Raw genomic sequence first — 22,829 nt, forward strand, 5'->3', positions numbered from 1 at the left:
TGGTTGCGGGGGCAGGATTTGAACCTACGACCTTCGGGTTATGAGCCCGACGAGCTACCAGACTGCTCCACCCCGCGACTGTTCTGGTTGGACAACTTTGCTGCTGAAACGTGCCGCTGTCGCAAGCAGCACGCTGTAAAACTTGGTTGCGGGGGCAGGATTTGAACCTACGACCTTCGGGTTATGAGCCCGACGAGCTACCAGACTGCTCCACCCCGCGTCTGAGGAAACGAACTATAACCGGGTGTGTATCATTCGTCAAGGCTTAATGAAAATTAGTGATAAATCGCCCGGCGGCTCGGATAGCGGTCAGGCCGCCCAGTCGACCCAGCCCATCTTCCACGTCAGCAGGATGAACAGGCCGAAGCCGATCCGGTACCAGGCAAACGGCACGTAGTTGTGGCCGGACACGAAGCGCAACAGGCTGCGTACCGCGACCAGGCCGCTGAAGAAGGCCGCGACGAAACCGATTGCGATCACCGGGATGTCGGCGGCGCTGAATAGCGCGTAGTGCTTGTAGATGTCGTAGAAGGTCGCGGCGAACATCACCGGCACCGCCAGGAAGAACGAGAACTCGGTCGCCACCTGGCGGCTCAGGCCGAAGGCCATGCCGCCCATGATCGTCGAGCCGGAACGCGAAGTGCCCGGCATCAGCGCCAACACCTGCGCCAGGCCGACCGCCAGCGCGTCGCGCCAGCTCATCGCGTCGACCGAGGTGACGCGTGGCGTCACCCGCTTCTGGTGACGCTCGATCAGCAGGATCACCAGCCCGCCGATCACCAACGCCGCCGCCACGCTGACCGCGTTGAAGAAGTGCGCCTTGATCGCCTTGATGAACAGCATGCCGACGATCGCCGCCGGCAGGAAGGCGATCGCCAGGTTGGCCACGAAGCGGTTGGCCGCAGCGTCGCGGCCCAGCCCACGCGCCACCCGCAGGAAGCGGACCCGGTACTCGAACAGCACCGCCAGCACCGCGCCGAGCTGGATCACCACCTCGAACACCTTGCCGTTGCTGTGGAAGTTGAGCAGGTCTCCGACCACGATCAGGTGACCGGTGCTGGAAATCGGCAGGAATTCGGTAATGCCTTCAACGATGCCGAGCAGCAGCGCCTTGGCGTACAACAATATGTCCACGGATAGACCCCCGGAAGTTCTAGTGACGGCAAAAAATAACGGCAGCATCGCATGCCGCCGTTATTTCATGACACCAATCTTACACGAGTCTTATTTCTTGAGCTCCGTGCGCGCCTTGGCGACCAGCTCGTTGATCACCTCGACCAAGCGCTGCGGCTCGGCCGGCAGCGTCGCGTACTTGCCGGCCACCACAATGGTCGGCGTGCCTTCGATCGCGTAGTCGCGGGTCATCTTGGCCTGACGTGCCACCTGCGAGTTCACCCCGAACGACTGGTAGGTCTGCAGGAACTTGGCCGCGTCGACACCCGGCTGCTTCTTCAGCCAGTCGGTCAGCACGTCCTGCTTGGACAGATCGATGCGCTGCTTCATCACCGCGTCGAAGATCGGGCGATGCAGCTTGGCGGCGGTGCCGGTGGCGGCTTCGGTCGCAACCAGCCGGGCGAAACCCTCCATCGGCTTGTTCCACACCACCTGGACGCGGCTGAACGCCACGTCGGCCGGCAGTTTGTCGAGGAACGGCGTCAGTACCGGTTCGAGGTTGTAGCAGTGGATACAGGTGTATGAGAAGAACTCGAGCACTTCGACCTTCTTCGCATCCGCCACCGGCTGTGACTTGGCCAGCAGCACGTAGTCCTTGCCCTGCACGATCGCCGCATTCGCCACGCCGGCGACCAGCATCAGTCCAATCAACAGCCACTTCTTCATTCTTGTCGTTCCTCGAGGGGGGTAAGTATCAGTTGTCGGACCTGACCGGTGCCGCGTCGATGCCGCTTTGCTTGAGTTGGCTGCGCATCCGGTCCGCCTCGGCGGCGCTGCCGAACGGGCCGACCCGCACGCGATGCACCAACCCCTTGTCGGGCACGTTGACCGACTGGATCTTGGCCTCGATGCCGAGCAGCGCGAGCTTGGCCTTCAGATTGTCCGCTTCGTTCTCGTGCTGGAACGCGCCCAGCTGGAGATAGGTCTTTTTGGCTGGTGCCGACGCGGAAGGTTCCGAGGACTTGTTCTGTTTGCCGTTGCCCGGCACCGCGTCGACCTGGCCCGGCAGGATCTTGTAGAAGTCGAAATCGGGGCTGCTGTCATCGGTCTTCGCCTGCGGCTGGGCGGGTTGGGCAGGCTTGGCGCGTTCGTGCTGCGGCTTCGCGGCAGGAGCCGGGGTCGGCGCAGGCGTGGCCGGCGGCGGGCTGAGCTCTTCGGCCGGCGGCAACGCCGCCGGGGCCGGGGTCTGCTCCTGCTTGGCCTGGACCGGCGGCTGGTCGGTGATGCGGGTGCCCGGTTCGAGCACTTCCGGCTTGACGACCGGCGTGCTGGCGTCGGCCTTGCGGTCGAACTTCTCCATATTGGCGAACGGCGTGGACGACTTGTTCAGGTACATCGCCAGCCCCACGGCGGCGCCGATCCCCACGATCAGGCCGATCAGCACACCGGCCATCATCCCGCCGCCACCGCCGCTTTTGCTGGAGGCCCCTCGGGAACGGCTGGAACGGGTGTTCTTGTAATCGCGATTGCTCATCAGAAATAACGCTTTAACGCCCTCGGCAGACCGGCTGGCCCGCCCTCAAGTCAACAGAATCTTATTATCAGGAAATACCGTCCTGCATGGCGCGCCGGAACGGCACCGCCTGCAGCACATGCTCGCGCTTTACGCACGGGCTGTCTTCCATATCGGCCACCGTGCGGGAAACCCGCAATAAACGATGGTAACTGCGCGCCGACAGGCCAAGCTTCTCGGCGATCTGCACCAGTACCTCGCGCGCCTGGGCTTCGATTGCCGCCACCTCGTCGAGTTCGCGGCCGGACAACAGATAATTGGCCTTGCCCTGCCGGGCCAGCTGCCGTTCGCGCGCCGCCAGCACCCGCGCCTTCACCGCCGCGCTGCTCTCGCCGGCGCTGCTGGTGTCCAACTCACCCGGGCTCAGGCTAGGGACCTCGATGGTCAGGTCGATACGGTCGAGCAAGGGGCCAGAGATTTTACCGCGATAGCGCTGAATCTGCTCATTGCTGCAGCGGCAGCGCTTGGCCGGATGGCCGAGGTAACCGCATGGGCAGGGGTTCATCGCCGCGACCAGCTGGAAACGGGCCGGGAACACCGCCTGGCGACTGGCGCGCGAGATGTGGATCTCGCCGCTCTCGAGCGGCTCGCGCAGCACCTCCAGCACCTTGCGGTCGAATTCGGGCAGTTCGTCGAGAAACAGCACGCCGTGGTGCGCCAAGCTGATCTCGCCGGGACGCGGGTCGGAGCCGCCGCCGACCAGCGCCACCGCCGACGCCGAATGATGCGGCGAGCGAAACGGCCGCACCGCCAGCGTGTCCGCGGCGACGCCGCCGTGCGACAGCGAACGGATCGCCGCGCTCTCCAGCGCCTCGTGTTCGGCCAACGGCGGCAGGATGCCGGGCAGCCGGGCCGCCAGCATCGATTTGCCGGTGCCGGGCGGACCGACCAGCAGCAGGCTGTGGCCGCCGGCCGCAGCCAGCTCCAGCGCGCGCCGCGCGGTGCCTTGGCCCTTCACGTCGGCGAGATCCGGGTAAAACAGTTCGGCGCTGCTCTCGCCACGCTGCTGCACCGGCAAGGCCGTTAAACCGTTCAGGTGTGCGCAGACCGCCGCCAGGCTGTCGGCCGGATGGACGGTGGCCTCGCTGACCCAGGCCGCCTCGGCGGCGCTGTCGGGCGGCAGGATAAACGCCCGGCCGGCCTGCTTCGCCTGCCAGACCATCGCCAGCGCACCGCGCACCGGGCGCAGTGCACCGGTCAGCCCCAGTTCACCGGCCAATTCAAACTTCTCCAGCCGGCTGGCGTCGATCTGGCCCGACGCGGCCAGCACGCCGATCGCGATCGGCAGGTCGAAGCGGCCCGACTCCTTCGGCAGGTCGGCCGGCGCCAGGTTGACCGTGACCTTCTTGGCCGGGAATTCGAAGCCGGAGGTCAGGATCGCCGCCCGCACCCGGTCGCGGCTCTCCTTCACCTCGGTATCAGGCAGGCCGACGATATTGAACGCCGGCAGGCCATTGGCGAGGTGGACTTCCACCAGCACCGGCGGGGCATCGAGGCCGGCGAGCGCGCGGCTGTAAACGACCGAGAGCGACATGCGCTCAGGAATGACCCTGGGCGGCCTGGACGGCCTCGAGTTCGGCGGCCTTGTCCGGGAACACCTGCGCTTCCAGCTCGGCCAGACGCGTTTCCAGCGCCTCGAGCTTTTCACGGGTACGCACCAGGACTTCCTGCTGCACGTCGAATTCCTCGCGGGTGACCAGATCCATCCGGTTGAAGGTGGAGGCCATCATCGCCTTGACGTTCTTTTCCAGGTCCTTGGCCGGGCTGGCCGCGAGCGTCTCGCTGATCTTGGCGCTGATTTCATCGAACAGTTTCTGGCTGAGCATCGGCTCTCTCCTTGCCTATGTCATTGAATGACTCATTGAGTGTAGCAAAAAAGCCGTCCGCATCGTGCGTTCGGCCGTGCTCTATTTTGACACGTGACGCCTACGTGCGGTTGCAACATAGCTTGCACCAGTCTGGTGCCATGACGAAGCCATCATGCCTGCATTCAGGGCACACCCCGGCCGAACGCTCCGCTTGCGCCCCGCTTGGGCGCATTTTTTGCACTGCACAGCGGCTGGCACAGTTATCGCTTAGAGATCATCGGGAACACCGAATTCTTCGCTCGAAAGGAGCCGTCATGAAACTGGTTACCTCCATTATCAAGCCGTTCAAACTGGACGAAGTGCGCGAGGCCCTGTCGGCCATCGGCATCCAGGGCATCACTGTCACCGAGGTCAAGGGCTTCGGCCGGCAGAAGGGCCACACCGAGCTGTACCGCGGCGCGGAGTACGTGGTCGACTTCCTGCCCAAGATCAAGCTCGACATCGCGATCGAGGACAGCCTGCTCGACCAGGTGCTGGAGACCATCGAGAACGCCGCCCGTACCGGCAAGATCGGCGACGGCAAGATCTTCGTGGTCGATCTGGAACAAGTGATCCGCATCCGCACCGGCGAGACCGGCGCTAGCGCTGTGTAACGACAAGAACAGACGGGGAACCCATCATGAAAAAATCTCTCGCCTTGCTCCCGCTGCTGCTCGCAGCCATCCCGGCCCTGGCCGACACCCCGACCATGCCTATGCTGGTCGACGCCAAGACCATCAGCGCCGGCGACACCGCCTGGATGCTGACCTCGACCGCGCTGGTGCTGTTCATGACCATCCCGGGCCTGGCGCTGTTCTACGGCGGCATGGTGCGCAAGAAGAACGTGCTCGCCACGCTGATGCAGAGCTTCGCGATCTGCGCGCTGGTCACCGTGCTGTGGACCGTGATCGGCTACAGCCTGGCGTTCACCGACGGCTCGCCGTATCTCGGCGGCGTCAGCCGGGCACTGATGAACGGCATGGCCTACCTGAAGGACGCCGGCAAGCTGACCGTGCACCCGCTGGCGACGACCATCCCCGAGTCGGTGTTCATGATGTTCCAGATGACCTTCGCGATCATCACCCCGGCGCTGATCGCCGGCGCGTTTGCCGAGCGGATGAAGTTCTCGGCGATGCTGGTGTTCATGGCGCTGTGGTCGCTGGCGGTGTACGTGCCGGTGGCGCACTGGGTGTGGGCGCCGAACGGCTGGATGGCCGGCAAGGGCGTGCTCGACTTCGCCGGCGGCACCGTGGTGCACATCAACGCCGGCGTCGCCGGCCTGGTCTGCGCGCTGATGCTCGGCAAGCGCACCGGCTACGGCCGTGAGGTGATGGCGCCGCACAACCTGGTGCTGACCATCATTGGCGCGTCGATGCTGTGGGTGGGCTGGTTCGGTTTCAACGCCGGCTCCGCCGCCGCCGCCGACGGCCGTGCCGGCATGGCGATGCTCGCCACCCAGGTCGCCACCGGCATCGCCGCGCTGGGCTGGATGTTTGCCGAATGGCTGAGCAAGGGCAAACCGTCGGTGCTGGGCATCGCCTCCGGCGCGGTCGCCGGTCTGGTCGCGATCACCCCGGCCGCCGGCTTCGTCGACATCAAGGGCGCACTCGCGATCGGCCTGATCGCCGGCGTGGTGTGCTTCTGGAGCGCCACCAGCCTGAAACACGCGCTGAAGTACGACGACTCGCTGGACGCGTTCGGCGTGCATGGCGTGGGCGGGATCATCGGCGCGCTGTTGACCGGCGTGTTCGCGGTGAAGGAGATCGGCGGCGCCGACGGCAGCCTGGCGATTCAGGCGCTGGGCGTGGTGGTCACCCTGGTGTACTGCGGCATCGTCACCGCGGTCCTGCTGAAACTGATCGACCTGGTGATCGGCCTGCGCGTCAACGAAGAACAAGAGCGCGAAGGGCTGGACGTGGTACTGCACGGCGAGCGGGTGGAATAAGCGCGCTGCGCACAAAGGAGTTGTGGGGCTGTCTTCTCGGGGCACTTCGGTGCCCCGCTTTTTCTTTGGCGGCTTCGGCCAATGCTTGCCACCTCGTTCGGTGTGCGACACCCCGCGGAGGCAGACCCGGACCACGGCGAGCAATAAGAACAAAAACGCGCCAAGACGGCGCGTTTTGTGAGTTTCGGCCAAGCGGCAAGGTTGGCCGAACAGGCGATCGGGCGGGTACGCCTCAGTGCCAGATCACCAGGCAATGGTTCTTCTTGCCGCGGCGCAGCAGCGTGTAGCGGCCGAAACGTCGATCGGCGTCGCCCATCGCGTAGGCAAGCTCGGTGACCTTGGCGCCGTTCACCACCGCCGCGCCGCTTTCGATGAAACCGCGCGCCTGGCTCTTCGAGGTCGCCAACTCGCCGGCCACCAACGCATCGATCAGGCTGCCGTGCTCGCGCGACAGCGTCACGGTCGGCAGACCGTCGAGCGCCAGCTGCTCGAAGTCGCCTTCGGTCAGCGAGCCCTGGTCTTCCGAGAACAGGCTCTGGCTGATGCGCTGTGCCGCCACCACCGCATCGCGGCCATGCACCAGCTCGGTGGCCTTCTCGGCGAGGATGCGCTGCGCTTCCGGCTTGGCTCCGCTGGCCTTATCGGCCGCCTCGATCGCGTTGATTTCGGTCAGCGGCATGAAGGTGAAGAACTTCATGAAGCGGTACACGTCGGCGTCGGAGGTGCCGAGCCAGAACTGGTAGAACTTGTACGGCGAGGTCTTCTTCGGGTCGAGCCACACCGCGCCACTCTCGGTCTTGCCGAATTTGGTGCCGTCCGACTTGGTCACCAGCGGCAGAGTCAAACCGAACACCTGTTGCTGGTTCTGGCGGCGGGTCAGGTCGATGCCGGCGGTGATATTGCCCCACTGGTCGGAACCGCCGATCTGCAACTGGCAACCGTAACGGCGGTTCAGCTCGGCGAAATCGTAGCCCTGCAGCAGGCTGTACGAGAACTCGGTAAACGAGATACCGGAATCGTCGCGGCTGATGCGCTGCTTGACCGCTTCCTTGTTGATCATCGCGTTGACCGAGAAATGCTTACCGACGTCGCGCAGGAAGTCGAGCACATTGATCTGGCCGAACCAAGCGTAGTTGTTATCGACGATCGCGGCATTGTCGCCCTCGAACGACAGGAACGGCTCGACCTGGCCGCGGATCTTGTCGACCCAGCCGGCGATCACGTCCGGGGTGTTGAGCTTGCGCTCGGCGGCCTTGAAGCTCGGGTCGCCGATCATGCCGGTGGCGCCGCCGACCAGCGCGATCGGGCGGTGCCCGGCCAGCTGGAAGCGCTTGAGCGTCAGCAACGGTACCAAATGGCCCAGGTGCAGGCTGTCGGCGGTCGGATCGAAGCCGCAATACAGCGTCACCGACTTTTCGGCCAACAGCGCGTCGAGCGCTTCGGCGTCGGTGGTCTGCGCGACCAGGCCGCGCTCCTGCAGCGACTGGATCAACTGGGTTTCGTTCATAACACTCTCCATCAAGATTGCCGTCCCGAGCGGCTCAGACGATCGGAACGTCGATAACTGTGTTCATGGCATCGATCCCGGACTGACGGGTTCGACGCGCCGGCCGGCCAGTATGAAAAACCCGCCGATGGCGGGTTAGCGGTTTGGCCGAATGGGCGATCTACTTGACGATGCGCAGCGACGGGCGGCCACTCGGACGCGGCGGCGGGTCGCCGTCCGGCGTAGGCGCATGCGGCACCGACACGACCGGTTTCAGCGCCACCGGCTCGTGCGCCGGCGCCGGCTCGGTCTTCTCGACCTCGAAGCCCATCCCCTCGCCGGTTTCGCGAGCGAACACCGACATCACGTTGCCGATCGGCACCCAGATCTCGCGTGCCACGCCGCCGAAGCGCGCCGAGAACGACAGCCACTGGTTGTCGATGTGCAGGTTCTTGGTGGCGCCCGGGCCGATATTCAGCACGATCTCGTTGTTCTTCACGAACTCGCGCGGCACGTCGGTGTGCTCGTCGACCCACACCACCGCGTACGGGGTGTGGCCGTTGTCGCAGCACCATTCGTACAGCGCGCGAACCAGATACGGTTTGGTACTGCTGGACATGACCGCTCCTTACTTGCGCATCGCCTTTTCGGCCGGGGTCAGCGAGTCGATGAACGCCTGGCGCTGGAAGATCCGTTCCGCGTACTTCAGGATCGGCGCCGACGCCTTGCCCAGGTCGATGCCGTAGTGCTCGAGGCGCCACATCAGCGGTGCGATCGCCACGTCGATCATCGAGAAGTCGTCGCCGAGCATGAACTTCTGCTTGGTGAAGATCGGCGCGATCATGGTCAGGCCTTCGCGGATCGCTTCGCGCGCCTTGTTGGCTTCCTTGCCGGTGGCGCCGCCTTCCAGCGTCTTGACGTGCACGAACAGCTCCTGCTCGAAGCGGAACAGGAACAGCCGGGCACGGGCGCGCATCACCGGGTCGGCCGGCATCAGCTGCGGGTGCGGGAAACGCTCGTCGATGTACTCGTTGATGATGTTGGATTCGTGCAGGATCAGATCGCGTTCGACCAGCACCGGTACCTCGTTGTACGGGTTCATCACCGCGAGATCTTCCGGCTTGTTGTGGATGTCGACGTCGATGATCTCGAAATCCATGCCCTTTTCAAACAGGACGATACGGCAGCGCTGGCTGAACGGGCAGGTAATCCCGGAGTACAAAGTCATCATGGCGGTATTTTATCCCTGGAAATGGCAATCGTTAAACCGTGCGATTGTAGCATCTGCGCACCCTGCATTGCCAGTTTTGGCGGGCAAACCCTTGACGAACAAGGAAAAACGGCGCTAGCGCGGTGCGACAAAAACCGGCGAACCCAGACGTACGGCAACCGGCTCCGCCTCAGTCCTCCCCACCGCACAGTGGCCAGGACCGCCGAGCGCCGCGCCAGAATGCAAAAAAGGCGGGAAAATTTCCCCGCCTTTCGGTGCGACCGCTTCGGCCAAGCTTAGTGAATGTCTTTCCAGTATTCCTTCTTCAGGAAGTAGGTCAGCGGCAACAGCAGCAGGCCGAGGAACATCAGCACCACGTAGCCGATCTGGTGACGGGTAACCTGGGCCGGCTCGCTCATGAACACCAGGTAGTTGGTCAGGTCGGCGACGCGACGATCGTAGTCGAGCGTGTTGGCCTTGCCGTCGACGATCTTGGTCAGCGTCCCCTGCTTCACCAGTTCCAGCTTCTTGATCTCGTGGCCGTCGGCGCCCTTCTCGGTCTTCAGCACCTGTTCGCCCTGCAGCTCCCACAGCACGTGCGGCATCGCGACCTTGTCGAACACCAGGTTGTTCCAGCCGGTCGGACGGCTCGGATCGCGGTAGAAGCCGCGCAGGTAGGTGTACAGCCAGTCGGCGCCACGCGAGCGCGCGGTCAGCGACAGATCCGGCGGGGTGTTATCCAGCCAGGTCTTGGCGTCCTTCTTGGTCATCGACACGGTCATCTGGTCGCCGATCTTGGCGCCGTCCGGCAGCAGGTTGTCCTTGACCTGCTGTTCGGTCAGGCCGATGTCCATCAGGCGGTTGTAGCGCATCATGCTGGCCGAGTGGCAGGACAGGCAGTAGTTGAGGAATGTCTGCGCGCCGCGCTGCAGGCTCTCGGTGTCCTGGATATTGATCGGGGCCTTCTCCAGTGCCGGGCCTTCCTCGGCGGCGTGCACCGCCACCGGCAGGATCAGCGCGGCGACCGCGAGCAGATGACGAATCTTGGTTTTCATATCGGTCATCCCTTCGTTTACACAAGCTTGGCGAACAGCGTCGCGCCAATCACGGCCACTGCCACCAGGATCACGAAGGTGAGCTGGCGACGGGCATTGGTGTCGGTGACACGGTCCGGCACCGGGGTGCTGCCGACGTCGTTCTTGGTGTAGAACGGCATGCCGAAGAAGAACGCGAAGTAGACGAACGAGAAGACCTGTGAGATCAGCGTCCGGCTGGCGGTCGGCGGCAGCGCGCCGAGGATGCCCAGGCCGATGAAGCTGATGATGAACAGCGTCAACATGATCTTGAACTTCGAACTGCGGTAGCGCACCGACTTGACCGGCGACTTGTCGAGCCACGGCAACAGTGCGATCACCACCACGGAGGCACCCATGCCGAGCACGCCCCATACCTGGGTACCGAGGAACGACGGGATCGCGCGCAGGATCGCGTAGAACGGCGTGAAGTACCAGACCGGCGCAATATGCGGCGGGGTCTTCAGCGGATCGGCCGGGTCGAAGTTGGGATGCTCGAGGAAGAAGCCGCCCATTTCCGGCGCGAAGAACACGATCGCAGAGAACACCACCAGGAATACCGCGACACCGACGATGTCCTTCACGGTGTAGTACGGGTGGAACGGGATGCCATCGAGCGGGATGCCGGTTGCCGGGTCCTTGTGCTTCTTGATCTCGACGCCGTCCGGGTTGTTCGAGCCGACTTCGTGCAGCGCCACTAGGTGGGCCACCACCAGCGCCAACAGCACCAGCGGCACCGCGATCACGTGCAGTGCGAAGAAGCGGTTCAGGGTGGCGTCGGATACGACGAAGTCGCCACGGATCCAGATCGACAGGTCCGGGCCGATCACAGGGATCGAGCCGAACAGGTTCACGATCACCTGCGCGCCCCAGAACGACATCTGGCCCCACGGCAGTAAATAGCCCATGAACGCTTCGGCCATCAGGCACAGGAAGATCAGCGAGCCGAACACCCAGATCAGCTCGCGCGGCTGCTTGTACGAGCCGTAGATCAGGCCGCGGAACATGTGCAGGTAGACCACGACAAAGAACATCGAGGCACCGGTCGAGTGCATGTAGCGGATGATCCAGCCACCGGCCACGTCGCGCATGATGTACTCGATCGACGCGAACGCCACCGGCAGGCCGGCGCCGTTGAGCGTGCCGTCCGGCTTGTAGTTCATCGTCAGGAAGATGCCGGTGACGATCTGGAGCACCAGCACCAGCATCGCCAACGAACCGAAGAAGTACCAGAAGTTGAAGTTCTTCGGTGCGTAGTACTCGGTCACGTGGGCCTTCAACGTGGACGTCAGCGGGAAGCGCTCGTCGATCCAGTTGAGAATGGTTTGTCCTTTGCTGCTCATTGAGTTCGCCCTCAGCCTTTATTTGTCTTCGCCGATCAGCAGACGCGAGTCCGACAGATACTTGTGCGGCGGGATTTCAAGGTTCTTCGGAGCCGGCACGCCCTGGAACACGCGGGCGGCCAGGTCGAACTTGGAGCCGTGGCACGGGCAGTAGAAGCCGCCGAGCCAGAGCGGGCCCAGATCCGCCGGCGCGAGGTCGGGACGGAAGGTCGGCGAACAGCCCAGGTGGGTACAGATGCCCACGGCGACCAGCAGCCCAGGCTTGATCGAACGGGTCTCGTTCTGGCAGTACTTCGGCTGTTGATCGACCTCGGACTTCGGGTCGACCAGACGATCGTCGTTCTTCGGCAGGTTCTTCACCTGTTCCGGGGTACGGTTGAGCAGCCACACCGGCTTGCCGCGCCATTCCACGTTGATCTTCTGGCCCGGCTCGATCTTGCTGATGTCCACTTCCACCGGGGCGCCGGCCGCTTTGGCCCGTTCCGACGGGAAGAAGCTCATCAGAAACGGCGTCGCCACCCCCGCGACGGCCACACCCCCGACCGCGCTGGTTGCCACCGTTAGAAACCGGCGGCGTCCCGTATCCACTTGCTTTTCACTCATTTTCAGCCATCCCCAAACTTGGAAACCGAGCATATAAACCTGCCAATTTTACCCGATTACCAGTATGGACTTGAAGATGTTGTCTAAATAAAGTGCCGAACCGGCCAAAAAACTACGCCATTACACCGGATTGGCCAATTCGGCATGCACCACCGCGAGCCCCGTCTCTGCCGCCAACCAGTCGCCGAGCGCCCGCACGCCGTAACGCTCGGTCGCGTGGTGGCCGGCGGCGAGGAAGGCGACACCGCACTCCTCCGCGACATGATAGTTCTGCTCCGAGACCTCGCCGGTAATGAAGGCATCGGCACCAGCGGCGATCGCCTCGTCAAAGAAGCCCTGCGCGCCACCGGTACACCAGAACACCCGCTCGACCCGCCGCGCCGGATTGCCGAGCAACAGCGGCTGGCGTGCCAGCACCTGACCGACCGTCTCGGCAAGTTGCTGCGCATCGGTCGGCACGGCGGTACGGCCGTACCAGAGCAAGCCTTGCTCGCCGGCCTGCCCTTCCACCTGCAGGCCCAGTCTTTCGGCCAGGGTGGCGTTGTTGCCGAGCGTCGGGTGGGCGTCGAGCGGCAGGTGATACGCGATCAGGCTGATGTCGTGCTCGAGCAACGCCTTGATCCGCTTCCGCTTGATGCCGGTAATCCGTGCGTCCTCGTTTTTCCAGAAATAGCCGTGATGGACCAGGATCGCGTCGGCCCCTTCGGCGATCGCCGCGTCGATCAGCGCCTGCGAGGCGGTGGTGCCGGTCAGCACCTTGCGCACCTCGGCGCGGCCTTCCACCTGCAGGCCGTTCGGCGCGTAATCCTTGAAACGCCAGGGCTCGAGCTTGGCGTCGAGCAGATGGGTCAGTTCGGTCAGTTGCATGATCGGCTCCTTATCGCAATGGCCGCATTGTCGCACGCGACGCACGGGCATGAAAAAACCCCGCGGCGTACCGCGGGGTTTTCGATCGGCGGGTTGGCCGAACGGCTGATTACATCATGCCGCCCATGCCACCCATGCCGCCCATGCCACCCATGTCCGGCATCGCCGACTTGTCTTCCGGCAGTTCGGCAACCATCGCGTCGGTGGTCAGCATCAGGCCGGCGATCGACGAGGCGTTCTGCAGCGCGGTGCGGGTCACCTTGGCCGGGTCCAGCACGCCCATTTCGATCATGTCGCCGTACTCGCCAGTACCGGCGTTGAAGCCGAAGTTGCCCTTGCCTTCCAGCACCTTGGCCACCACCACGCTCGGCTCGTCGCCGGCGTTCTGGACGATCTGGCGCAGCGGCGCTTCGATCGCTTTCAGTACGATCTTGATGCCAGCGTCCTGATCGGTGTTGGAGCCTTTCAGGGTTTCCAGCGTCGCACGGGCGCGCAGCAGCGCCACGCCACCGCCAGGCACCACGCCTTCTTCAACGGCGGCACGGGTCGCGTGCAGCGCGTCTTCGACACGGGCCTTCTTCTCTTTCATTTCGACTTCGGTCGCGGCACCGACCTTGATCACCGCCACGCCGCCTGCCAGCTTGGCCACGCGTTCCTGCAGCTTCTCACGGTCGTAGTCGCTGGTCGCTTCTTCGATCTGGCGACGGATCTCGCCAACACGAGCGGTAATCGCATCGGCCGCACCGGCGCCGTCGATGATGATGGTGTTTTCCTTGCCGATTTCGACGCGCTTGGCTTGGCCCAGGTCTTCCAGAGTGGCTTTTTCCAGGGTCAGGCCGACTTCCTCGGCGATCACCACACCACCGGTCAGGGTCGCGATGTCTTGCAGCATCGCCTTGCGACGGTCGCCGAAGCCCGGAGCCTTGACGGCCACGGTCTTCAGGATGCCGCGGATGTTGTTGACCACCAGGGTCGCCAGCGCTTCGCCTTCAACGTCTTCGGCGATGATCAACAGCGGACGGCCGGACTTGGCCACCTGCTCCAGTACCGGCAGCAGGTCGCGGATGTTCGAGATCTTCTTGTCGAACAGCAGCACGAACGGGTTGTCGAGCTGAGCGATCTGCTTTTCCTGATTGTTGATGAAGTACGGCGACAGATAACCGCGGTCGAACTGCATGCCTTCGACGACGTCCAGCTCGTTCTGCAGCGACTTGCCGTCTTCGACGGTGATCACGCCTTCCTTGCCGACTTTTTCCATCGCGTTGGCGATGATTTCGCCGATGTCTTCATCGGAGTTGGCCGAAATCGAGCCGACCTGGGCGATTTCTTTCGACGTCGCACATGGCTTGGCGATCTTCTTCAGCTCTTCGACCAGGGCGATCACCGACTTGTCGATGCCGCGCTTCAGGTCCATCGGGTTCATGCCGGCGGTCACGTACTTCATGCCTTCCTGCACGATGGCTTGCGCCAGCACGGTCGCGGTGGTGGTACCGTCACCGGCCACGTCGGAGGTCTTCGACGCGACTTCCTTGACCATCTGCGCGCCCATGTTCTCGAACTTGTCCTTCAGTTCGATTTCCTTGGCGACCGATACGCCGTCCTTGGTGATGGTCGGCGCGCCGAACGAGCGGTCCAGCACCACGTTGCGACCTTTCGGGCCCAGGGTCACCTTGACCGCATCGGCCAGGACATTGACGCCAGCGACCATGCGTTGACGGGCGGAATCACCAAACTTAACGTCTTTAGCTGCCATTGCTGCTCTCCAAATTCTGTATTCGGTTGATCGTGCTGCGCGGGGCGTGGCTTATTCCACGATGCCCATCACGTCTTCTTCGCGCATCACCAGTACTTCCTCGCCGTCGACCTTGACGGTCTGGCCGGAGTACTTGCCGAAGATCACCTTGTCGCCCACTTTCAGGTCGAGAGCGCGGCGTTCACCGTTGTCCAGGATCTTGCCGTTGCCGACGGCGAGCACTTGGCCCATGTCCGGCTTCTCGGCGGCGGCGCCAGGAAGAACGATGCCGGAAGCAGTTTTTTCTTCAGCTTCCAGACGCTTGATAACCACGCGGTCGTGCAAAGGACGAATTGCCATTGATCTCTCCAAATAAGCGTTGGCGTTGAGAATGAAAGCTCAATCAAATCAGCGGATTGACCGGGTGCTTTAGCACTCTCCGGTATCGAGTGCTAATAATAGGGACAGCTCGGGGGGTTTTCAAGAGCTGGCCGGACATCGGCAATGCAAAGTCAGATGGGGCGGCCAGGCGCCGATTTCAAGACGATGGGGTCAAGGCAAGGTTGGCCGAAATGCAAGCAGCCGGCACACGGCCGGCTGCGGTCAAGGGGAAACGGGCAATCAGTGCTTGCGCTGCTTGCGCAACACCAGCCAGCCCGGCGTCCGGAAGCGGATGATCATCCGGTACAGGCCGATGTAGGCCAGCACGAACAACACGACAAAACCAACCAGCGCGGTGGTGTTGTCCCAGAACAGGGTAGCTGGCACTACGGCGAGCGAGGTGAGCGCCCATAAGTAGGGGGACGTCAGACTGTTGCGGTGGGTCATATGGCGGGCTTCTCGAGAACCGACCATCCAACGCACCAAACGTTTATAGACCAACATATGCAGGTGCAAACCATCCGGCATACCTGGGGACATATTCCGCAGAAATTTCTTACGATAGATCGAGAACAGGGTCTCGAACACAGGGTAAATCACCAGCAACAGCGGGAACCAAGGGGATACTTGCGGGTGACGGGTCACCAGCAGCACAGAAATTTCGGCGATCAGGAAACCGACGACGTAGGCGCCACCATCGCCGAAAAAGATCATGCCACGAGGGAAATTGAGCAACAGGAATCCCAAGATGGCTCCGATGGCCGCCATGCTCATTCCCCACAGCACCGTGTCGCCCACCTTGAAGCTGACATACGCCAAGGCGAGGAAAATGAAGATTGCCACCACGCCAGCCAGACCGTTGTACCCATCGATGATGTTGACAGCATGTGCGACCCCCCCCACTGCAACAATCGTAAACAGCAGCGAGAGCAACCAGTACTGGCTGAGCATGTCGTCAAGACCTGGAATACCCAGCCGGTGCAGCCCTGCTCGTAGCAACCAGAAACCAAGCAAAGCCGCCACGAAGGTGGCCAATAAGCGAGGCAGCGGCCCCACTTTCTTGGTCATGTCCTCAACCAACCCCGCGCCAAATGCGGGAAGAGCAGAGATCAACAATAGCCAGGCTTCGGAATTAGGCCACTTAAGCGCCGCAAATCCGGCCCCAGCTAACAAGCCGACCATCACGGGCACTCCGCCAATGCGGGGAACAGGAGTGGCATGAAATTTCTGTACACCGCCCAGATCATTGTCAGCGGTAAACCTCGCATGCACATGCTGGAAGCGGACAATCAGTACCGCCATCAAAAAAGACGCCAGCAGAGCGCCAAATACAATCATCAACATAAAGACTATCTAAAGCTTCTCGTAGAAGTGACCGCCCATTATGCCAGCACCCACATCATGCTGGCATGAATGGCATGTAACGACCCGTACTGGGTCATGCAATACAGGCAAAACAAAGCCCACATCAGGTGGGCTTTGACATTACACGGTTCTCTTTACGCCAGTGTTTACCACACGCCCAGATAGGCGAGCATCCCCTCGGCCGCCTGGCGGCCTTCGAACACCGCGCGCACCACCAGATCGGCGCCGCGCACCTGGTCGCCACCGGCGAAGATCTTCGGATTGCTGGTCTGGAACGGGTGCTCGCCGCAGGACTTGGCGATGGTACGGCCGCGCGGGTCGGTTTCCACCTTGGCGTGATCGAACCAGCTCTGACGCTCGACCTGGAAGCCGAAGGCGACGATCACGTGATCGCACTCGAGCACCTGTTCCGAGCCCGGCACCACCTCGGCGTTGCGACGGCCTTTCGCGTCGGCGACGCCCAGGCGGGTTTCGGCCAACTTCAGGCGCAGCGAACCGTCAGCGGCCTGCTCGATGTCGAGCGGCTGGCGGTTCCACAGGAACTCGACGCCCTCTTCCTTGGCGTTGGCGACTTCGCGCTTCGAACCCGGCATATTCGCTTCGTCGCGGCGGTAGGCGCAGATCACGCTCTCAGCGCCCTGGCGGATCGAGGTGCGATTGCAGTCCATCGCGGTGTCGCCACCGCCGAGCACCACTACCCGCTTGCCTTCCATCGACAGCGGCGCTTCGCCCTCCGGCAACGTGCCCATGCTATTTCGCACGTTGTTGATCAAGAACGGCAACGCTTCGAGCACGCCCGGCAGTTCCTCGCCGTCGAAACCGCCCTTCATGTACTGGTAGGCGCCCATGCCCATGAACACCGCGTCATAGTCGGCCAGCAACTCGTCGATGCTGACGTGGATACCGATCTCGGTGTTGAGGCGGAACTCGACACCCATCTCTTCCATGATCTTGCGGCGCGTCTTGATCACGTCTTTTTCAAGCTTGAACTCGGGGATGCCGAAGGTGATCAGGCCGCCGATTTCCTCGTAGCGGTCGAACACCACCGGCTTCACGCCGTTGCGCACCAGGATGTCGGCGCAGCCGAGGCCTGCCGGGCCGGCGCCGATGATCGCGACCTTCTTGTCGCTCCACACCACCTTGGACATGTCCGGCCGCCAGCCGGCCTTGAACGCCTCGTCGGTGATGTACTTCTCGACCGAGCCGATCGTCACCGCGCCGAAGCCGCCCTGATTTAGCGTGCAGGCGCCTTCGCAGAGGCGATCCTGCGGGCAGACCCGGCCGCAGATTTCCGGCAGGCTATTGGTCTTGTGCGACATCTCGGCCGCTTCGAACAGCCGGCCTTCCTGCACCAGCTTCAGCCAGTTCGGGATGTAGTTGTGTACCGGGCATTCCCATTCGCAGTAGGGGTTGCCACAGGACAGGCAACGCCCAGCCTGTTCCGCCGCGTCGGCTTTCGCCAGCGGCGTGTAGATTTCCTTGAATTCGATCTTGCGTACTGCCACGTCAACCTTGTCGCCGGGGTTGCGCTGCAGATTCATGAACTTGAATACGTCACCCATGGTGGTCTTCCAGTGATCGGCGCGGACTTCCAGCCCGCGCCGAGGTCATTCCTATCCTTGCCTGTACTCCGAGTCGGCCGAACCCCAAGGGCTCGGCCGACCTGCGATCACGCGGCTTAGTCTTTGAGCAGGCTATCGAGCTTGGCGGCCTTCGGTTTCACCAGCCAGAAGTAGTCGACGTAGTCGTCGAAGTTCTCCAGCATGGCGCGCGCCGCTTCCGAACCGGTCAGCTCCACGTGCTTGGCGATCTTGTCGAGCAGGAAGGCGCGGTACATACCCATCGCCTCGCCGTTGATCAGCTGGATGTCGATCAGCTCGTTGTTGACGCGGTAGGCGAACTTCTCGCTCGGATCGTAGACGAAAGCGAAACCGCCGGTCATCCCCGCGCCGAAGTTGTAGCCGGTCTCGCCGAGCGAGATCACGCAGCCGCCGGTCATGTATTCGCAGCAGTGGTCACCGGCGCCCTCGATCACCGCGAGCGCCCCCGAGTTGCGCACGCCGAAGCGTTCGCCGGCCACGCCGGCCGCGTACAGCTGACCGCCGGTCGCCCCGTATAAGCAGGTGTTACCGATGATGATCGCCTCGTTTGACTTGTAGCTCGCGCCCTTCGGTGGATAAATCACCACCCGGCCACCGGCCATGCCCTTGCCGACGTAGTCGTTAGCGTCGCCTTCCAGCTCCAGCTGCAGGCCCTGCGCGTTCCAGACGCCGAAGCTCTGACCGGCCGAGCCCTTGAACTTCACCGTCAGGCAGCCGTCCGGCAGACCAGCGGCGCCGTGGCGCTTGGCGATCTCGCCGGACAGGCGCGCGCCGATCGAGCGGTGGATGTTCTCGATGTCGTATTCGAGCGTCAGCATCTGCTTGTTCTCGATCGCCGGCAGCGCGTCGACCAGAATCTGTTCGGCCAACTCACCCTTGTCGAACGAGGGGTTGCGCTCGGACACGCAGAAATGCGGCTCGGACGCCGGGATGTGGCCCTGCGAGATCAGCGGGGTCAGGTCGAGTTTCTGCTGGCGTGGCGTATCGCCGCCGACCAGCTCGATCAGGTCGAGGCGACCGATCAGCTCTTCCATGGTACGCACGCCCAGCTGCGCCATCAGCTCGCGCGTCTCTTCGGCGACGAACTTGAAGTAGTTCATCACCATTTCCGGCAGGCCGATGAAGTACTTCGAGCGCAGCTTCACTTCCTGGGTGGCCACACCGGTCGCACAGTTGTTCAGGTGGCAGATACGCAGGTATTTGCAACCGAGCGCGATCATCGGTGCGGTGCCGAAGCCGAAGCTCTCGGCGCCGAGAATGGCCGCCTTGATCACGTCCAGACCGGTCTTCAGGCCACCGTCGGTCTGCACCCGTACCCGGCCGCGCAGGCCGTTGGCGCGCAGCACCTGCTGCGCCTCGGTCAGGCCCAGTTCCCACGGCGTGCCGGCGTACTTCACCGAGGTCAGCGGCGAGGCGCCGGTACCACCGTCGTAGCCGGAGATGGTGATCAGGTCGGCGTAGGCCTTCGCCACGCCGGCGGCGATGGTGCCGACACCCGGCTCGGCCACCAGCTTCACCGATACCAGCGCTTCCGGGTTGACCTGTTTCAGGTCGAAGATCAGCTGCGCCAGGTCTTCGATCGAGTAGATGTCATGGTGCGGCGGCGGCGAAATCAGGCTGATGCCCGGCTTCGAGTGGCGCAGCTCGGCGATCAGCGGCGACACCTTGTCGCCCGGCAGCTGGCCGCCCTCGCCCGGCTTGGCGCCCTGTGCCACCTTGATCTGCAGCACTTCGGCGTTCACCAGGTAATGCGGGGTGACGCCGAAGCGGCCGGAGGCCACCTGCTTGATCTTGGACATGCGCTCGGTGCCATAGCGCGACTGGTCCTCGCCGCCTTCACCGGAGTTGGAGCGGCCGCCCAGACGGTTCATCGCGGTCGCGAGCGCCTCGTGCGCCTCCGGCGACAGCGCACCGAGCGACATGCCGGCCGAGTCGAAACGCTTCAGGATGCTCTCGACCGGCTCGACCTGCTCGATCGCGATCGGCGTGACGTCCTTCAGCTTCATCAGGTCGCGGAACATCGCCACCGGACGCTCGTTGACCAGATGCGCGTAGGTCTTGTACGCGTCGTAGTCGCCGTTCTGTACCGCCTTCTGCAGCACGGTCACCACGTCCGGGTTGTAGGCGTGGTATTCCTCGCCGTGCACGTACTTGAGCAGACCGCCCTGCGACAGCGGACGCATCGGGTTGAAGGCGAAGCGCGCCAGCTGTTTCTGGTCGGTCTCGAAATCATCGAAGTGGGCGCCGGCGATGCGGGTCACCGTGCCCTTCAGGCACAGCTCGACCACCTCCGGGTGCACGCCGACCGCTTCGAACAGCTGCGAGCCGCGGTACGAGGCGATGGTCGAGATGCCCATCTTCGACAGCACCTTCAACAGGCCCTTGTTGATGCCCTTGCGGTAGTGCTGCAGCGCTTCGTTGACCTTCAGCTGCACTTCGCCGCGGCTCACCAGGTCGACGATGGTCTGGTAGGCGAGGTACGGGTAGACCGCGGTCGCGCCGTAACCGATCAGCGCGGCGATCTGGTGCGGGTCGCGCGCGGAACCGGTTTCCACCACGATATTGGTCTTACAGCGCAAACCGCTGTCGATCAGCGCATGGTGCACCGCACCAGTGGCGAACAGCGCGTGGATCGGCAGGCGGTTCTGGCAGACGGTGCGGTCGGACAGCAGCACCACCACGGTGCCTTCGCGCACCGCGTCGGCGACATGCTGGGTCAGTTTCTCGATCGCGTTCTTGAGATCGGTTTCCAGCGGGTCGTAGCACAGGTCGAAGGTGGTCGCCTTCAGGTGGGCTTCCGGGCGGGTGGAAATGCGCACGAACTTCTCGTGCGACAGCACCGGGCTGCGCACTTCGAGGCGCTTGGCGTGTTCGGCCGACTCCTCGAACATATTGCGTTCCGGGCCGAACACGGTGTTCAGCGACATCACCACCGCTTCGCGGATCGGGTCGATCGGCGGGTTGGTCACCTGCGCGAACTGCTGGCGCAGGTAGTCGAACGGCGAGCGGATTTTCTGGCTCAACACCGCCATCGGCGTGTCGTCGCCCATCGAGCCGATCGCTTCCTGGCCATCTTCGGCCAGCACGCGCAGGATCTGGTCGCGCTCTTCGAAGGTCAGGTTGAACAGCTTCTGGCGCTGCAGCAGCTCGTCGGCGCTAAGAGCCTCGATGCCAGCATCGTCCTCGATCGACAGCTCCAGGTACTGGGCGCTGTCCTTGATCCACTGGCGGTATGGCTTGGCACTCTTCAGCTGCGCGTCTATGTCTTCCGGCATCAACAGGTCGCCGGTGGCGAGGTCGGCGGCGAACAGCTGGCCCGGCTTGACGCGGCCCTTCTTCACCACGTCTTCCGGCTTGTAGTCCCACACGCCCACTTCCGAGGCGATGGTCAGCACATTGTCGCGGGTCAGCACCCAGCGCGCCGGACGCAGGCCGTTGCGGTCCAGCAGACAGGCGGCGTAGCGGCCGTCGGTCAGCACGATGCCGGCCGGACCGTCCCACGGCTCCATGTGCATCGAGTTGAATTCATAGAAGGCGCGCAGGTCCTTGTCGGTCGAGTCGACGTTCTGCCAGGCCGGTGGCACCAACAGGCGCAGCGCACGGAACAGCGGAATGCCGCCCATCAACAGGCCTTCGAGCATATTGTCGAGCGACATCGAGTCCGAGCCGTCGGTCTGCACGATCGGGCGCACCGCGTCCATATCGATGTGGGCCGAATGCATGATCTGCTCGCGCGCCTTCGACCAGCTGCGGTTGCCCTGCACGGTGTTGATTTCACCGTTGTGCGCCAGGAAGCGGAACGGCTGCGCCAGCTTCCACTGCGGCCAGGTATTGGTCGAGAAGCGCTGGTGGAACACCGCCAGGCTGGACTCGAAGCGTTCGTCCTTCAGATCGAGGAAGAAGTGCGCCAGGTTGTCCGGCGTGACCAGGCCCTTATACGACAGCGTATGCGGCGACAGCGTCGGCAGGTAGAAGTAGGCGTCGTCGGCCTTGTTGGCCTTCTCGGCCAGACGGCGGCCCATGTACAGGCGGCGCTGGAAGGTCAGTTCGTCCATGCCGAACGGACAGTTGACGAACACCTGGGCGATCGCCGGCAGCGTGCGCAGCGCCGCGTCGCCACAGGCGGAGACGTCGGTCGGCACGGTACGGAAACCGGCCACTTCCAGCTCCTGCGCCTCGAGGTACTCCTTCAGGCGGCGCAGACTGCGCTTGCCGGCTTCCTCTTCAGGATGGTGGAATACCAGGCCGGCGGCGTACGATGCCTTCAGGCCGATGCCGGCCTCGAGCGCGACCGCGCGCAGGAAGCCGTCCGGCTTGCGGAACAACAGGCCACAGCCGTCGCCCGACTTGCCGTCGGCGGCGACCGCGCCGCGGTGGGTCAGCTTGGCGAGCGAGGAGATCGCGGTCTCCACCAGCCAATGGCTAGGTTTGTCGTCGAGCTGGGCGATCAAGCCAAAACCACAGCTATCCTGTTCGAAATCCGGGCTGTACAGGGTTCCCTGCAGCCAGCGCTGTCTGTCCATACCTTCTACCTGCTGATAATTGTGAAACGAATGATTCGATTCTAAAGGTAAGGCAAGTACAGCCGCAACCGCTTTTTGTGCGGCGCATTACCCTATTAAAAACAAGCATTTGCGCGCATTTTTTGCCGAATTTATGAGAATTTCTTAGACTTTTTTGACGGTTTTAT

At 63.2% G+C, this 22,829-nt stretch carries 20 protein-coding genes and 2 tRNA genes; 3 read left to right on the top strand and 19 right to left on the bottom strand.

Annotated elements, in window-relative coordinates; all coding sequences use genetic code 11:
• The 7 genes from ACZ2IA_RS07145 to ACZ2IA_RS07175 all read right to left on the bottom strand — a co-directional run bounded on the left by ACZ2IA_RS07145 (position 1) and on the right by ACZ2IA_RS07175 (position 4,512).
• A tRNA-Met gene (locus ACZ2IA_RS07145) sits at positions 1–77 on the bottom strand.
• A 66-nt stretch (positions 78–143) separates the two neighbouring features.
• Positions 144–220: transfer RNA gene (locus tag ACZ2IA_RS07150), tRNA-Met, on the bottom strand.
• Positions 221–309: 89 nt separating this feature from the next.
• Positions 310–1,134, bottom strand: a complete 825-nt coding sequence (locus tag ACZ2IA_RS07155) for an undecaprenyl-diphosphate phosphatase (RefSeq protein ID WP_470291884.1) — start codon at positions 1,132–1,134, stop codon at positions 310–312.
• Between the two features lie 90 nt (positions 1,135–1,224).
• On the bottom strand, positions 1,225–1,839 hold the full coding sequence (locus tag ACZ2IA_RS07160; RefSeq protein ID WP_470291885.1) for a thiol:disulfide interchange protein DsbA/DsbL: 615 nt from the start codon (positions 1,837–1,839) through the stop codon (positions 1,225–1,227).
• A 28-nt stretch (positions 1,840–1,867) separates the two neighbouring features.
• Complete coding sequence (locus ACZ2IA_RS07165; protein WP_470291886.1) at positions 1,868–2,647, bottom strand: SPOR domain-containing protein; 780 nt, start codon at positions 2,645–2,647, stop codon at positions 1,868–1,870.
• 67 nt (positions 2,648–2,714) lie between these two features.
• A complete protein-coding gene (locus ACZ2IA_RS07170) occupies positions 2,715–4,220 on the bottom strand; it encodes a YifB family Mg chelatase-like AAA ATPase (RefSeq protein ID WP_470291887.1) in 1,506 nt (501 codons plus the stop codon).
• 4 nt (positions 4,221–4,224) lie between these two features.
• Entirely contained in the window at positions 4,225–4,512 is a 288-nt protein-coding gene (locus ACZ2IA_RS07175; RefSeq protein ID WP_470291888.1) for an accessory factor UbiK family protein, read from the bottom strand.
• A gap of 296 nt (positions 4,513–4,808) precedes the next feature.
• Here ACZ2IA_RS07175 and glnK point away from each other — a divergent pair, with 296 nt between their 5' ends.
• Both glnK and ACZ2IA_RS07185 read left to right on the top strand, forming a co-directional pair.
• Positions 4,809–5,147: a P-II family nitrogen regulator gene (gene glnK, locus ACZ2IA_RS07180; RefSeq protein ID WP_470291889.1), complete on the top strand. Its 339-nt coding sequence runs from the start codon at positions 4,809–4,811 to the stop codon at positions 5,145–5,147.
• A gap of 26 nt (positions 5,148–5,173) precedes the next feature.
• Positions 5,174–6,478: an ammonium transporter gene (locus ACZ2IA_RS07185; protein WP_470291890.1), complete on the top strand. Its 1,305-nt coding sequence runs from the start codon at positions 5,174–5,176 to the stop codon at positions 6,476–6,478.
• 232 nt (positions 6,479–6,710) lie between these two features.
• On the opposite strand, the gene tyrS is transcribed toward ACZ2IA_RS07185, so the two are convergent.
• From tyrS to ACZ2IA_RS07235, 10 genes are all read right to left on the bottom strand, one after another.
• The gene (gene tyrS / locus ACZ2IA_RS07190; protein ID WP_470291891.1) at positions 6,711–7,985 is read right to left on the bottom strand and encodes a tyrosine--tRNA ligase; all 1,275 of its coding nucleotides are present in this window, start codon (positions 7,983–7,985) and stop codon (positions 6,711–6,713) included.
• Positions 7,986–8,145: 160 nt separating this feature from the next.
• Positions 8,146–8,583, bottom strand: a complete 438-nt coding sequence (locus tag ACZ2IA_RS07195) for a ClpXP protease specificity-enhancing factor (protein WP_470291892.1) — start codon at positions 8,581–8,583, stop codon at positions 8,146–8,148.
• A 9-nt stretch (positions 8,584–8,592) separates the two neighbouring features.
• On the bottom strand, positions 8,593–9,195 hold the full coding sequence (locus tag ACZ2IA_RS07200; RefSeq protein ID WP_470291893.1) for a glutathione S-transferase N-terminal domain-containing protein: 603 nt from the start codon (positions 9,193–9,195) through the stop codon (positions 8,593–8,595).
• Positions 9,196–9,470: 275 nt separating this feature from the next.
• Complete coding sequence (locus ACZ2IA_RS07205) at positions 9,471–10,229, bottom strand: cytochrome c1 (protein ID WP_470291894.1); 759 nt, start codon at positions 10,227–10,229, stop codon at positions 9,471–9,473.
• A 17-nt stretch (positions 10,230–10,246) separates the two neighbouring features.
• On the bottom strand, positions 10,247–11,590 hold the full coding sequence (locus tag ACZ2IA_RS07210) for a cytochrome b (RefSeq protein WP_470291895.1): 1,344 nt from the start codon (positions 11,588–11,590) through the stop codon (positions 10,247–10,249).
• Between the two features lie 18 nt (positions 11,591–11,608).
• Positions 11,609–12,193 carry a ubiquinol-cytochrome c reductase iron-sulfur subunit gene (gene petA, locus ACZ2IA_RS07215; RefSeq protein WP_470291896.1) on the bottom strand — a complete coding sequence of 195 codons (585 nt, stop codon included), beginning with the start codon at positions 12,191–12,193 and terminating at the stop codon, positions 11,609–11,611.
• A 120-nt stretch (positions 12,194–12,313) separates the two neighbouring features.
• The gene (locus ACZ2IA_RS07220) at positions 12,314–13,060 is read right to left on the bottom strand and encodes a Nif3-like dinuclear metal center hexameric protein (protein ID WP_470291897.1); all 747 of its coding nucleotides are present in this window, start codon (positions 13,058–13,060) and stop codon (positions 12,314–12,316) included.
• Between the two features lie 109 nt (positions 13,061–13,169).
• Positions 13,170–14,813, bottom strand: a complete 1,644-nt coding sequence (gene groL / locus ACZ2IA_RS07225; protein ID WP_470291898.1) for a chaperonin GroEL — start codon at positions 14,811–14,813, stop codon at positions 13,170–13,172.
• Between the two features lie 51 nt (positions 14,814–14,864).
• On the bottom strand, positions 14,865–15,152 hold the full coding sequence (groES, locus tag ACZ2IA_RS07230) for a co-chaperone GroES (RefSeq protein ID WP_470291899.1): 288 nt from the start codon (positions 15,150–15,152) through the stop codon (positions 14,865–14,867).
• 261 nt (positions 15,153–15,413) lie between these two features.
• Positions 15,414–16,355, bottom strand: coding sequence for an MraY family glycosyltransferase (locus ACZ2IA_RS07235; protein ID WP_470291900.1), 942 nt, complete (start codon positions 16,353–16,355; stop codon positions 15,414–15,416).
• A 36-nt stretch (positions 16,356–16,391) separates the two neighbouring features.
• On the opposite strand from ACZ2IA_RS07235, the gene ACZ2IA_RS07240 reads away from it, so the two are divergent.
• Positions 16,392–16,586, top strand: a complete 195-nt coding sequence (locus tag ACZ2IA_RS07240) for a hypothetical protein (protein ID WP_470291901.1) — start codon at positions 16,392–16,394, stop codon at positions 16,584–16,586.
• 98 nt (positions 16,587–16,684) lie between these two features.
• On the opposite strand, the gene ACZ2IA_RS07245 is transcribed toward ACZ2IA_RS07240, so the two are convergent.
• A complete protein-coding gene (locus ACZ2IA_RS07245; protein ID WP_470291902.1) occupies positions 16,685–18,100 on the bottom strand; it encodes an FAD-dependent oxidoreductase in 1,416 nt (471 codons plus the stop codon).
• 116 nt (positions 18,101–18,216) lie between these two features.
• Entirely contained in the window at positions 18,217–22,662 is a 4,446-nt protein-coding gene (gltB, locus tag ACZ2IA_RS07250; RefSeq protein WP_470291903.1) for a glutamate synthase large subunit, read from the bottom strand.
• Positions 22,663–22,829 lie beyond the last annotated feature (167 nt).

It is taken from the genome of Crenobacter sp. CS_VA4 (assembly GCF_055597485.1).

Coding starts and splice junctions, on each gene's coding strand:
- ACZ2IA_RS07160 (WP_470291885.1), bottom strand. CDS start 1,839: ATGAAGAAGTGGCTGTTGATTGGACTGATGCTGGTCGCCGGCGTGGCG.
- ACZ2IA_RS07165 (WP_470291886.1), bottom strand. CDS start 2,647: ATGAGCAATCGCGATTACAAGAACACCCGTTCCAGCCGTTCCCGAGGG.
- ACZ2IA_RS07170 (WP_470291887.1), bottom strand. CDS start 4,220: ATGTCGCTCTCGGTCGTTTACAGCCGCGCGCTCGCCGGCCTCGATGCC.
- ACZ2IA_RS07175 (WP_470291888.1), bottom strand. CDS start 4,512: ATGCTCAGCCAGAAACTGTTCGATGAAATCAGCGCCAAGATCAGCGAG.
- glnK (WP_470291889.1), top strand. CDS start 4,809: ATGAAACTGGTTACCTCCATTATCAAGCCGTTCAAACTGGACGAAGTG.
- ACZ2IA_RS07185 (WP_470291890.1), top strand. CDS start 5,174: ATGAAAAAATCTCTCGCCTTGCTCCCGCTGCTGCTCGCAGCCATCCCG.
- tyrS (WP_470291891.1), bottom strand. CDS start 7,985: ATGAACGAAACCCAGTTGATCCAGTCGCTGCAGGAGCGCGGCCTGGTC.
- ACZ2IA_RS07195 (WP_470291892.1), bottom strand. CDS start 8,583: ATGTCCAGCAGTACCAAACCGTATCTGGTTCGCGCGCTGTACGAATGG.
- ACZ2IA_RS07200 (WP_470291893.1), bottom strand. CDS start 9,195: ATGATGACTTTGTACTCCGGGATTACCTGCCCGTTCAGCCAGCGCTGC.
- ACZ2IA_RS07205 (WP_470291894.1), bottom strand. CDS start 10,229: ATGAAAACCAAGATTCGTCATCTGCTCGCGGTCGCCGCGCTGATCCTG.
- ACZ2IA_RS07210 (WP_470291895.1), bottom strand. CDS start 11,590: ATGAGCAGCAAAGGACAAACCATTCTCAACTGGATCGACGAGCGCTTC.
- petA (WP_470291896.1), bottom strand. CDS start 12,193: ATGAGTGAAAAGCAAGTGGATACGGGACGCCGCCGGTTTCTAACGGTG.
- ACZ2IA_RS07220 (WP_470291897.1), bottom strand. CDS start 13,060: ATGCAACTGACCGAACTGACCCATCTGCTCGACGCCAAGCTCGAGCCC.
- groL (WP_470291898.1), bottom strand. CDS start 14,813: ATGGCAGCTAAAGACGTTAAGTTTGGTGATTCCGCCCGTCAACGCATG.
- groES (WP_470291899.1), bottom strand. CDS start 15,152: ATGGCAATTCGTCCTTTGCACGACCGCGTGGTTATCAAGCGTCTGGAA.
- ACZ2IA_RS07235 (WP_470291900.1), bottom strand. CDS start 16,355: ATGGTCGGCTTGTTAGCTGGGGCCGGATTTGCGGCGCTTAAGTGGCCT.
- ACZ2IA_RS07240 (WP_470291901.1), top strand. CDS start 16,392: ATGAAATTTCTGTACACCGCCCAGATCATTGTCAGCGGTAAACCTCGC.
- ACZ2IA_RS07245 (WP_470291902.1), bottom strand. CDS start 18,100: ATGGGTGACGTATTCAAGTTCATGAATCTGCAGCGCAACCCCGGCGAC.
- gltB (WP_470291903.1), bottom strand. CDS start 22,662: ATGGACAGACAGCGCTGGCTGCAGGGAACCCTGTACAGCCCGGATTTC.